At 40.4% G+C, this 11,914-nt stretch carries 13 protein-coding genes; 12 read left to right on the forward strand and 1 reads right to left on the reverse strand.

Annotated features, from left to right (window positions below):
- The first annotated feature begins 53 nt into the window (after positions 1 to 53).
- From serC to CWC02_RS16765, 12 genes are all read left to right on the forward strand, one after another.
- Positions 54 to 1,142 (forward strand): 3-phosphoserine/phosphohydroxythreonine transaminase, encoded by a 1,089-nt coding sequence (serC, locus tag CWC02_RS16715; protein ID WP_054551353.1) that lies wholly within the window; start codon positions 54 to 56, stop codon positions 1,140 to 1,142.
- A 2-nt stretch (positions 1,143 to 1,144) separates the two neighbouring features.
- Complete coding sequence (gene aroA, locus CWC02_RS16720) at positions 1,145 to 2,425, forward strand: 3-phosphoshikimate 1-carboxyvinyltransferase (RefSeq protein WP_138619458.1); 1,281 nt, start codon at positions 1,145 to 1,147, stop codon at positions 2,423 to 2,425.
- A 104-nt stretch (positions 2,426 to 2,529) separates the two neighbouring features.
- Entirely contained in the window at positions 2,530 to 3,237 is a 708-nt protein-coding gene (cmk, locus tag CWC02_RS16725; RefSeq protein WP_058585079.1) for a (d)CMP kinase, read from the forward strand.
- Positions 3,238 to 3,335: 98 nt separating this feature from the next.
- Positions 3,336 to 5,003, forward strand: coding sequence for a 30S ribosomal protein S1 (rpsA, locus tag CWC02_RS16730; RefSeq protein WP_054551350.1), 1,668 nt, complete (start codon positions 3,336 to 3,338; stop codon positions 5,001 to 5,003).
- A gap of 65 nt (positions 5,004 to 5,068) precedes the next feature.
- Complete coding sequence (gene ihfB / locus CWC02_RS16735; RefSeq protein WP_036968575.1) at positions 5,069 to 5,356, forward strand: integration host factor subunit beta; 288 nt, start codon at positions 5,069 to 5,071, stop codon at positions 5,354 to 5,356.
- A gap of 20 nt (positions 5,357 to 5,376) precedes the next feature.
- Positions 5,377 to 5,658 carry a lipopolysaccharide assembly protein LapA domain-containing protein gene (locus tag CWC02_RS16740; RefSeq protein WP_054551349.1) on the forward strand — a complete coding sequence of 94 codons (282 nt, stop codon included), beginning with the start codon at positions 5,377 to 5,379 and terminating at the stop codon, positions 5,656 to 5,658.
- A 2-nt stretch (positions 5,659 to 5,660) separates the two neighbouring features.
- Entirely contained in the window at positions 5,661 to 6,797 is a 1,137-nt protein-coding gene (lapB, locus tag CWC02_RS16745; protein WP_058585078.1) for a lipopolysaccharide assembly protein LapB, read from the forward strand.
- Positions 6,798 to 6,829: 32 nt separating this feature from the next.
- The gene (pyrF, locus tag CWC02_RS16750; protein WP_062564454.1) at positions 6,830 to 7,534 is read left to right on the forward strand and encodes an orotidine-5'-phosphate decarboxylase; all 705 of its coding nucleotides are present in this window, start codon (positions 6,830 to 6,832) and stop codon (positions 7,532 to 7,534) included.
- A gap of 626 nt (positions 7,535 to 8,160) precedes the next feature.
- A complete protein-coding gene (locus tag CWC02_RS16755) occupies positions 8,161 to 8,712 on the forward strand; it encodes a hypothetical protein (protein WP_138619460.1) in 552 nt (183 codons plus the stop codon).
- Between the two features lie 86 nt (positions 8,713 to 8,798).
- Positions 8,799 to 9,023, forward strand: coding sequence for a hypothetical protein (locus CWC02_RS20870; protein ID WP_212751480.1), 225 nt, complete (start codon positions 8,799 to 8,801; stop codon positions 9,021 to 9,023).
- A gap of 16 nt (positions 9,024 to 9,039) precedes the next feature.
- On the forward strand, positions 9,040 to 10,020 hold the full coding sequence (locus CWC02_RS16760) for a hypothetical protein (RefSeq protein ID WP_212751481.1): 981 nt from the start codon (positions 9,040 to 9,042) through the stop codon (positions 10,018 to 10,020).
- Positions 10,021 to 10,140: 120 nt separating this feature from the next.
- On the forward strand, positions 10,141 to 10,869 hold the full coding sequence (locus tag CWC02_RS16765) for a restriction endonuclease (protein WP_138619462.1): 729 nt from the start codon (positions 10,141 to 10,143) through the stop codon (positions 10,867 to 10,869).
- 212 nt (positions 10,870 to 11,081) lie between these two features.
- Here the strand turns inward: CWC02_RS16765 and CWC02_RS16770 are convergent, their stop codons facing one another.
- Positions 11,082 to 11,912, reverse strand: coding sequence for a CvfB family protein (locus CWC02_RS16770; protein WP_138619464.1), 831 nt, complete (start codon positions 11,910 to 11,912; stop codon positions 11,082 to 11,084).
- Positions 11,913 to 11,914: the final 2 nt, after the last annotated feature.

The raw sequence follows: 11,914 nt of genomic DNA on the forward strand, positions 1-11,914 counted from the left end.
GGCTTCGGCCGCTTTTTTTATCCGCACTATAATTACTGGAATGAGGCAAAGTAATGACTAAGTATAATTTTTGTGCAGGACCGGCAATGCTACCGCCGGCAGTTATGCAAAAAGCACAAAAAGAATTTATAGATTGGCAAGGTTTAGGTGTCTCTGTGATGGAAATTAGCCATCGCAGCAGCGACTTTTTAGCGCTTACCACTAAATGTGAAGCAAGCCTGCGTCGTTTAATGAATATTAGCGATGAGTTTGAAGTGTTATTTATGCACGGCGGTGGCCGTGGTCAATTCAGTGCTGTACCACTGAACCTTCACCTTGATGATAAGCCAGCTGTGTACTGTGAAAACGGTGTGTGGTCTAAAGGGGCTACTTCAGAAGCGGCAAAATTCACTGCAGTTGAAAGCATCAATGTACGTGATGATGAGCAGCAAAATGGCCAGTTCTCTATAAAACCAGCAAGCAGCTGGGAATTACCAGCTGATGCGTCATACATTCACTATTGTCCGAATGAAACCGTTGATGGTATCGAAATTTTTGACGTACCATCACACCCATCAGCACCGATTGTGGCTGATATGTCATCGACTATTTTATCGCGCGAGTTTGACGTAAATCAGTTTGATCTTATTTACGCTGGCGCACAAAAGAATATCGGCCCGTCTGGTTTATCGATTGTTATTATTCGCAAAACACTTCTTGAGCGTGAAGGTCTTGCCAAGCCAGGTATTCTTGATTACGCATTAGAAGCAAAACAAGGCAGCATGTATAACACGCCACCGACATTTGCGTGGTACTTAGCAGCTGAAGTATTTGAATGGCTTGAAGCAAACGGCGGCGTTAAAGCGATGGAAGAACAAAACATCGCAAAAGCAGAACTTCTTTACAACTACATTGATAGCTCAGATTTTTACAGCAACAAAGTTGCTAAACATTGCCGTTCGCGTATGAACGTACCGTTTTGGCTAAACGACGAATCACTGAATGATAAATTCATTAGTGAATCAAAAGAAGCAGGCTTATTAGCCCTTGAAGGTCACCGTATTGTCGGTGGTATGCGCGCAAGCATTTATAATGCGATGCCACTTGAAGGTGTTCAAGCCTTGGTTAATTTTATGGAAAAATTCGCCAAGGAGAACAGCTAATTATGGAACAGCTTCGTCTTGAACCGATTGCAAAGGTAAATGGTAGTGTGACACTGCCAGGCTCAAAAAGTTTATCAAACCGTATTTTGTTACTAGCTGCTCTTGCTGAGGGCACAACGGTTGTTGAAAACCTACTAGATAGTGATGACATTCGTCACATGCTAGGTGCGTTAAATCTTCTAGGTGTAAATGTATCGCTTAATGAAGATAAAACAGTGGCTACCGTAGAGGGGGTTGCAGGTAAATTTAAAACCCCAAGTGAGCCTTTATTTTTAGGTAATGCCGGTACTGCTTATCGTCCTTTGACAGCGGTTTTAGCTGCTGTCGAAGGCGAGTACCAGCTGGTGGGTGAGCCTCGTATGGAAGAGCGCCCAATCGGTCATTTGGTAGATGCATTGCAAGCATTGGGTGGTGATGTTGAATACCTTAAGCATAAAGATTATCCACCACTGGCCATAAAAGGCGGCAAAATCAACGGTGGTAAAGTTGCAATTGATGGCAGCATTTCTAGCCAGTTCTTAACAGCGTTACTAATGGCAGCGCCATTATTTAATGGCGATACAGAAATCACCATTAAAGGCACGCTAGTATCAAAGCCATACATTGATATTACACTAGATGTAATGAGGCGCTTTGGCGTTACTGTAAGCCATGACAATTACGAAACATTTTACGTTAAAGGCTGTCAGCAGTATCAAGCACTTGAGCGCATTATGGTTGAAGGTGATGCATCAAGCGCCTCTTATTTTGTTGCGGCGGCTGCAATAGCTGGTGGCGAAATTGAAATTAACGGGGTAGGTGCAGCATCTGTTCAAGGTGATATTGGTTTTGCCAAAGTTATGGAGCAAGTAGGCGCTAAAATTGATTGGTACGATGAAAAGCTGGTGGTTCGTAAAGGCGAGCTAAACGCGGTTGATATTGATGCCAATGCAATCCCTGATGCGGCAATGACACTAGCTACTGTTGCGCTTTTTGCAAAAGGTAAAACAGCAATTCGTAATATCTATAACTGGCGTGTCAAAGAAACAGATCGCTTATATGCCATGGCGACAGAGCTTCGTAAAGTTGGCGCAGAAGTGGTTGAAGGTGAAGATTTCATCGAAATTACACCACCAGACACTTTTAACGATGTAGCGATTGATACCTATAACGATCACCGTATTGCCATGTGTTTTGCAATGGTTGCCGTTGGCGGAAAGCCGATAACCATTAACGATCCTAAGTGTACATACAAAACTTTTCCAACGTTTTTCAAAGTACTAGAGTCTGTCTCAAGTCAATAAAACAGAAGAAAATATAAAAAGTTACATTCTAAATGCGGATCTATTTCTAGAACTGGCGTATAATATCGCGGTTTTATTTTGGTGTGCATTGCAGGAGGTTATAAATGCAGGCGTTATCAATGCCCGTAATCACCATCGATGGCCCAAGTGGTTCAGGTAAAGGAACTGTTTGTCGCTTGTTAGCCGAGAAATTAGGTTGGGATGTATTAGACAGTGGAGCGATTTACCGTGTGCTGTCACTTGCAGCGCTTCATCATCAAATTGAACTAGATAATGAAGATGCGCTAGTTCCGCTAGCTGCAAACTTAGATGTACAGTTTTTGGTCGATAGCCAAACGCATACTTCTAAAATTGTCTTGGAAGGCGAAGACGTCACAACCACAATTCGTAACGAAGAAGTGGGTGCTGCGGCATCAAAAATTGCTGCATTACCACGGGTGAGAGAAGCATTATTACGTCGTCAACGTGCGTTTCGTACTGAGAGCGGCTTAATTGCCGATGGTCGTGACATGGGCACAGTTGTGTTCCCAGATGCACCATTGAAGATTTATTTAACCGCATCAGCTGAAGAGCGCGCTCGTCGTCGCTTTGCTGAGTTGAACGAACGCGGTCTTGATGTTACACTAAGTGGTCTACTTGAGGACATAAAAGCTCGCGATCACCGTGATATGACGCGTGAAGTTGCGCCGCTTGTTCCTGCAGAAGACGCCATTGAGCTCGATACAAGCGAGCTCAATGCAATGCAAGTGTTTGATAAAGTAGTAACTTTACTCGACGAAGCAGTACTTGCAGGTAAGCTTCCAAAAGCTTAAAAGTAATTTATTAAGGTGCCGGCAGGAAGCCAGTGCTATTTTAACAACCCCATGCAGCATGGTTGCTAATTGGTTATTTAATTATTTAGAGACGTATAATGTCAGAAAATTTTGCGCAGTTATTTGAAGAAAGCCTTAAGGGTTTTGAAGCAGAGCAAGGCTCTATCGTTAAAGGTACTGTTATCTCAATCGAGAACAACATCGTACTTGTTGATGCTGGTCTTAAATCTGAAAGTGCAATCCCTGCTGAGCAATTCAAAAATGCTGCTGGTGAACTAGAAGTTGCTGTTGGCGACGAAGTAGATGTTGCTTTAGACGCAATCGAAGACGGTTTCGGTGAAACTATCCTTTCTCGTGAGAAAGCGAAGCGTCACGAAGCGTGGATCCGCTTAGAAAAAGCATGTGAAGAGCAAGAGACTGTTACTGGTGTAATCAACGGTAAAGTTAAAGGCGGTTTCACTGTTGAAGTTGATTCAATCCGTGCCTTCCTACCTGGTTCACTTGTTGATGTTCGTCCAGTACGTGACACAACTCACCTTGAAGGTAAAGAGCTTGAGTTCAAAGTAATCAAGCTTGACCAAAAACGTAACAACGTTGTTGTTTCTCGCCGTGCAGTTATCGAATCAGAGAACTCACAAGAGCGTGAAGAGCTTCTTGCTAACCTTGTTGAAGGTCAAGAAGTTAAAGGTATCGTTAAGAACCTTACTGACTACGGTGCGTTCGTTGACCTTGGTGGTGTTGACGGTCTACTACACATCACAGACATGGCGTGGAAGCGTGTTAAGCACCCTTCAGAAATCGTTAATGTTGGCGACGAAATCGCAGTTAAAGTTCTTAAATTCGACAAAGAAAAGACTCGTGTATCTCTAGGCCTTAAACAGCTTGGCGAAGATCCATGGGCAGCTATCGCTGGTCGTTACCCAGAAGGTTCTAAGCTTTCTGGTCGTGTAACTAACCTTACTGACTACGGTTGTTTCGTTGAAATCGAAGAAGGCGTAGAAGGTCTAGTACACGTTTCTGAAATGGATTGGACTAACAAGAACATCCACCCTTCAAAAGTTGTTTCACTAGGTGACACTGTTGAAGTTATGGTTCTTGAAATCGACGAAGAGCGTCGTCGTATTTCTCTTGGTCTTAAGCAATGTATTGCTAACCCATGGCAAGAATTTGCTCGTCTACAAAACAAAGGCGACCAAGTTACTGGTAAGATCAAATCAATCACTGACTTCGGTATCTTCATCGGTCTTGAAGGCGGTATTGACGGTCTTGTTCACCTTTCAGACATTTCTTGGAACACGCCAGGCGAAGAAGCTGTACGTGAATTCAAGAAAGGCGACGAAATCACTGCTATCGTATTACAAGTTGACCCAGAGCGTGAGCGTATCTCTCTAGGCGTTAAACAAATCGAAGCTGACCCATTCAATAACTACCTGGACGCAAACAAAAAAGGTGCTATTGTTAAAGGTAAAGTGACTGAAGTTGATGCGAAAGGCGCAACTGTTGAGCTAATCGAAGGCGTTGAAGGTTACATCCGTGTAGCTGATATCGCTCAAGAGCGTGTTGAAGATGCTACTACTGTAGTTTCTGCAGGCGACGAAATCGAAGCGAAATACGTTGGTGTTGATCGTAAGAACCGCACTTTAAGCTTATCTGTTAAAGCTCTTTTCGAAGCAGAAGAGAAAGAAGTACTAGAGAAGCTTAAGAAAGAAGAGCCAGCGTTCGAAAACGCTATGGCTGCAGCATTCAAAAATGCTCAAAAAGACTAATATCTAGTCTTTTAAAATTGGAAGGGCAGTTTTGCCCTTCCTTTACCACTCTTTAAGGAAACGCTATGACTAAGTCAGAATTGATAGAACAACTTGCCGAGCAACACGCACACATCCCTGTGAAAGATGTTGAAAATGCCGTTAAAGAAATTCTTGAACAAATGGCCGGCTCATTATCTAGCTCAGATCGCATCGAGATCCGTGGCTTTGGAAGTTTCTCATTGCATTATCGTTCTCCTCGCACAGGTCGTAATCCAAAGACTGGCGAAACAGTTGAGTTAGACGGTAAGCACGTACCACATTTTAAACCAGGTAAAGAATTACGTGACCGCGTAAATGCGAGTATTGCCTAGTTTTATACAGGAGTAGTTACTTGTTTAGGGTATTAAAAATTGTATTAATTGCGCTGTGTTTATTTATTGCGTTTGTACTTGGTTCACAGAATCCACAATTGGTGCAAATCAATTATTTAATCGCCAGTAATACTTTGCCCCTAGCTGTTGTAATAAGTATCTGCTTTATTTTAGGTGTCGCAATTGGTTGTTTTATAAGCTTTACACTGTTTTCTCAGTTAAAGTGGCAAAATTATCGCTTAAAGAAAAAATTAGCGCCTGAAAAAAACAATAAAAAGCTTGTTGCTAATAAAGACACCTAATCATGATTGAGCTTCTGTTTTTACTTTTACCCGTTGCAGCCGGTTACGGTTGGATAATGGGTAAAAACAGCGCTAAAAACCAAGCTCATCAGCTTAATCGCCAAATTACCTCTGAATATTCTAAAGGCCTTAAATTTCTCTTAGACAGAGAAGAAGACCAAGGCTTAGAGCACCTTATTAATCTACTCGAAGTTGCCGCTGATTCTGTTGAACACTATTCAACGCTAGCCACTATGTTCCGCCGCCGTGGCGAACTTGACCGCGCCATTAAAATTCATGAGCTGCTATTAAAACATCCAAGTCTTGATGAGCAACAAGCTGCAACCAGCCGCTTAGAACTTGCTGAAGATTACATTATGGCAGGCTTGTTAGATGGTGCAGAAGAGCATTTAGTATGGCTTGTTAAGGCAGGCTATAAAGAAGCGTTAGAGCCTATTATTAATCTTTATTCACAAACCCGTGAATGGGAAAAGGGCATTAACATGTACGAGGCCCACAGTGAGTTGTTCACTAAACCTCAGCATGTAAAAGCGATTGCAAATTTTTACTGTGAAGCAGCCTTACAAGACAATGATACGCAAATTATGCGTAAAGCTATTAGCTTAAACCATAAAGCTATTCGCCCATTGTATGAGCTTGGTCACAGTGCTTTCACCAAAGAAGATTATGTAAAAGCAATTTACTATTGGCGAGAGCTGATTAGCCAATTTACGTTTTTTGCGCCGGTATTTATTGAAGAATTGGCGCTCAGTTATCAAAAACTTAATTTAACGCATCAGTTTTACGAATTACTCAATGAACTGCTCGATAAAGGTGGCGTATTAATAAAAATAAAACATTGCCAAGCTTTACTTGAACAAGGCCACATCGAGCAAGCAATTAAATTTTTAACGGATAGTTTAAAGCGTCATCCGACTATTCGTGGCTTTAGCTTTTTATTACAGCTACTTGCTAAACAAAACAACGATATTAAAGATGTACTCGATCAAATCGATAAGTTAGTTACGTCTTATATCGCAACCAAACCTGATTTTCAGTGCCAACACTGTGGCTTTACCAGTCATACCATTTATTGGGTATGTCCATCTTGTAAGCACTGGGAAACAATTGTTCCAAGCCGTGGCATAGACGGTTTTTAATTCATATTAGTCCATTAGTTTTTAGGAAAGTTATGTCTGTCGAAGATTCAAAAAAAGTATTAATTGCCCTTGATTATGATGATCAACAAACAGCTCTTGCGTTTGTAAAGCAATTATCGCCTGATACGTGTCGCCTTAAAGTAGGCAAAGAAATGTTCACGTATTTTGGTCCTAGCTTTGTTAAGGAACTAATCGACTTAGGTTTTGATGTATTCTTAGACCTAAAATTTCATGATATTCCAAACACAGTGGCTAAAGCTGTGACAGCAGCTGCAAAAATGGGTGTATGGATGGTTAACGTGCATGCCTCTGGCGGCGTTGAAATGATGACCAAAGCAAAACAAGCTTTAGAGCAGTTTGGTGATGATGCTCCATTACTGATTGCAGTAACTGTACTAACCAGTATGGATGCCGCAGAGCTTACTCGTTTAGGTGTAGATAAAACACCTGAAGAGCAAGTGATTTACCTAGCAAAACTTGCCAAAGAATCAGGCCTTGATGGGGTAGTGTGCTCAGCACAAGAAGCGAAAAAGCTAAAAGCAGAACTTGGCGCAGACTTTAAACTGGTTACTCCGGGTATTCGCCCAGCAGGCAGCGATGCAGGCGATCAAAAGCGCATCATGACACCAAAACAAGCCGTTGAAGATGGCAGCGACTATTTAGTTGTAGGCCGCCCAATCACCCAATCGGCAGACCCAGTTGCAACACTAAAAGAAATTAACGACTCACTAAAATAACCTTCATTATTTTAAAATAGTTTCTAAAGAGCATTGTATGTGTGATTTATATCGCGCTAAATACAGTGCTCTTTTTGTATGGCTAGCTTAAGTCAGCGAAAGAAAACATATTAAGCGTGTTAATGTTAAGGTCTCAGCTTTAGCCCGATGTAAGATGTTTTTGTGCAAGTAGGAAAACATAGTTATGGTCAATACGTATTCCATTTTGATCATTTGCAAATAATGAGTGTTTATAAATTAGTTAAACACTGTTTTTTAACTGTCATAATTCATGGTAGTTAAATTACATGCCTTATTCTCGGTATGTAAAATTCTTGAATTTTCGCTTTACCTTTTTTTAGAATTAAGTAACTGACTTTTAATCTATTTTGCTCTGCTATTCTCGTTTAATGAAAAATATTGATTCTCGATTAAGTAAATTCTCGGTATTGGGGTGACGAATTTTTATTGCCATCCATCTCATAAGTTAGTAAGTTGATAATATAAATTTAAATGTGTATTTACTTAGGTGAGGGAAAACACTCGTGAGTGTTTATCGGTATTTTTGGTAAAACGCTGTTATGCAGTAATTGAATTGTAACTCTGGCAATTCATTTGATCTTTTTTTCAGAGAATCATGGAGAGAAATGATGAAAAAAAGCTATTGGTTAACTTTGCCTGTTTTTGCTTCTATTATCTTATCGGGTTGCGCAGGAAATCTGTATACTCATACAACCAAAGATTCTGCTTGTGTCAAAGATAGCGGGAGTTGTAGTGGTACCTATAAAGGCGTTTTTTACCGGCCTTTAATTAAACATTCTGAAACCTACATGCAAGATCGTATTCTCAATTCAAAGGGGGAGGTTACTCATTTTGCAGGTGGAGCCGGAGATAAGGCCTGTGTACCTACAGTAGTAACGGAAGAAAAATTAATTCCTGATCCTGACAATGAGTATGTTGTTCAATATGATCCTGCATTTTTCGAGACTTCGACATTTACCGTTAAACTGTCCGCTCAAGGTACGTTAAGTGAAGTAGGTACTAGTTCCACACCAGGAGGCAAGTCTTTGGTGGACAGTTTTACAGGGCTGGCCACGACAATTAAGACGCTGAATCATGGTGTCGCATCATCTAGTTTTTTAGGAGATCCAGCCGGTAAACCATTGTGTTCTCATGGCAAGGTTTTTCTCCCTGAGTAAACTGCAAAAAAGCAAAGGCAGCGGATGCTACGCACCGTTGCTTTGGGCGTTAGAGCTATAGTCGAAATTAAAGTAGTCATCATTTAATGGATCAAAATAAAAACAAAATAACTCAAGTCAAAGAAGCAATATTAACTGCACCAGAAAACTCTTCTTTAAAAGATATCGTCGACAGCGACAAAAAAGCATTTAACGGGATTAGAATGCTGTACTCGACAAATGCTGCCGGTGCTCAACTTCAAATAGACGAATCACTAGAGCATTTATTTACTGGTGTTTTTTCAAAAAAAACGTTTGTTGGCATACTCTGACTCAATACGTACTGAAATGGAGGAAGGCACTTCAGTTATCTGTTTTAAACAAAGAGCATTATTCGATACAAACCTTCTGTCAGATCTTCCAAAATATTTTAAAGGAGCTGAGTTTTCAACAAGGAAAAAAGTTGAAAAAGTGATCGAAGCAGTCAGCGAGGTATATGGAGGAGGATTTGATTATTCTTTCCCTATGCTTGAAAACTTAAGAGAATTTACATGTGCTAATAATCCATATCCAGTTGCTAAAGTCTCAGCTGCGATATATTTCGACAATAAATTACGAGGAAATTTAACTTCATCTTCGAATCAAGATGATTTATTTGCGCCATATATTGAGCAAGCTGAATCGGTGTGGATGAGCTATAGGTCCAATCAGCATACGTGGAATATGATTGATCGTAGAGATTTAATTTATGCGGTTATGCTTAAAACATTTCAACTTTGCTGGACAACTAATAACATAACTATCGAAATAGCTCTAAATAATCTCATCGAATATTGTTTAAATGAACTAGGTGTATTGCCTCTAAAAGAGTTATATTTTGCTTGGAAAGCTGTAATTGGGTTCAGTGTTGGTTATTTTACACCTGTGTTCGATGAAAAGTTACTTAAATCCCCTAAGAGTAAATCAGTTGACCGTATTGGCGCTCTAGCGTGGGATTTATTTATATTTCGTTTCACCGAGACTTTGCTAACAGAAGAAAAAGAAAATAACTTTTATATTCCAAGTGTTACCACATTGGATAAAGGTTTATTGAGTACAATTGTTAGTTGCCCGGCAAAAGCTATGATTTCTTTCCCTGATCTAAAATATGTAGAAACAATTTTTGAAGATGAGCTCCAATTTCAGCAATGTTTGAATTCATCAATGTCAGCTAAACAAAGAGATAGGATTACCGATCCAAATAGAGGTATAAAAGGAAGTAAGAGATTGCGACACTATATGTCTGTATCAATAGCTAATTTAGAAAAGTCTATTAACAGGTTGGTTTAAAAGCGCTAACAAGTCGTTTAAAAGGACAAAAAACAGTTGGCTTTTGCTCCTTCGTCGCTAATTTTAGCCAACTACTTTATTGCCTCTTAACGAGGCGTTAATTTTCGAAGGTGACTGACTATGACTGACTGGAAGAAGTATGAGCGTTTCATAGCCGAACTTTGCTCTGAAGAATATCAATCTCAAGATGTCACGGTTATTCCAAATGCCAAAATCAAAGGTTGCTTAAGTCAAACGATTAGGCAAGTTGATGTCCTAATAGACTCTCGCTTTGGTGTCGATAGAAATCGCAGGGTTATTGTAGATGCTAAGAAATATAGCCGTCCCCTTAATGTTAAAGACGTTGAAAGCTTCCATGGAATGATGATGGACTGCTCCTCAAAAGTTGGCATTTTAGTTTGTCCAAACGGCTATAGTGATGCGGCAAAAAGAAGAGCACAAGATTATATTAATTTGAAAATTGTTGCTCTTTCTGAATTAGAAAATGTCGATCTCTCGCTGTGGGATGACTGTATAAGTGATAGTTGCAATGAAAGAAAAGAGCGAGGTCTAGTACTTTGGGATTTGCCTATGGGTATAGGAGCACCATCTAATCCAGTATCAATTACTACTATTGGTAAATGCGATGTCTGTGCGGATTTTCATATTTGGTGTTGGGACTGTGGTGGTAAATTTTGTTTGGGCAATGAAAGTGAGTTGAAATGCAACTGCAACCACCCTTGGTTTTGGCTTACCTCCATAGAAGAAGATGAAAGTAGTGAAGCTGGCAACGAAGTATTGAAGTCTGTATACCTGCTTTTGGTTACTTTAACAAATGCATTAATCGCGGATAGAAAACCGCTAAATTGAAATTAACAAGCGCATATTGTTCCGCCCTCCGGGGCTGGGATCTTCGTTCCGCTGCGTTTCACTACGGCCCCAAATGCGGGCGTTGGTTTTTGCTCTAATTCGGCGTTAAAATTTGTAAAAAAGAGCAAAGCACATACTTTACTCTTTTTTATAATATATACTTTGTTAGCCCGAAGCCCGAAGCCCGAAGCCCGAAGCCCGAAGCCCGAAGCCTATTTCAATCTAATCGACGTTGCTTCAATCTCAATCAAACCTTGCTTAAACAAACCACCAATGGCTTTTTTGTAGTTTGCTTTACTGGTTGAGAAAGTCTTTTTAATTGCTTCTGGGTCTGACTTATCACCTAAGTGAAGTACGCCGCCTTCTGCTTTTAATTTTGCTAAGATTTTTTCGCCTAAGTCGTTTACTTTGCCCATGCCTGGCTTTTCAAGTAGTACGTCGATTTTGCCGTCTTCACGTACTTTTTGAATAAAGCCTTTTAAGCGCTGGCCAACAAATAGCTTTTTAAATACCGTGTTGTAGTAAACAACGCCAATGTGGGCTTCGTTTACAAGTACTTTGTAGCCAAGGTCTGTTTTACCGGCAACGATTAAGTCAACTTCTTCCATTACTGAGTACGTTGGTTCTTCTTTCGATAAAAATTTATTAAAGTTGCTCGATGCACAAATACGTTGGCTGGCATTATCGAGATATAAGCGTACAAGATAAGAAAAGCCGTCTTTCATTTTTGGCTTTTGTTCGTTGTATGGCGCTAGTACGTCTTTTTCGAGGCCCCAATCCATAAACGCACCGGTGCTATTGATTGCTTTAACACGTAGTAGGGCATATTCGCCCACTTCAGCTAAAGGTTTTTTTGTGGTACCGGTTGGGTGACCTGCGTGATCTAGGTAAATGAATACTTGCACGCTGTCGCCAGCTTCTAGTTCGTAATCAATTTCTTTGCTTGGTAAGAATACTTCGCCTAAATCACGGCCATCTAAATAAGCACCTTCGTTAGACATTTCGTTAACGAAAAGGGTTTGTGTGGTTCCTAAAATACTCATTG

The organism is Pseudoalteromonas sp. S2721 (assembly GCF_005887425.1).
In the GTDB taxonomy this organism is placed as follows: domain Bacteria; phylum Pseudomonadota; class Gammaproteobacteria; order Enterobacterales; family Alteromonadaceae; genus Pseudoalteromonas; species Pseudoalteromonas simplex.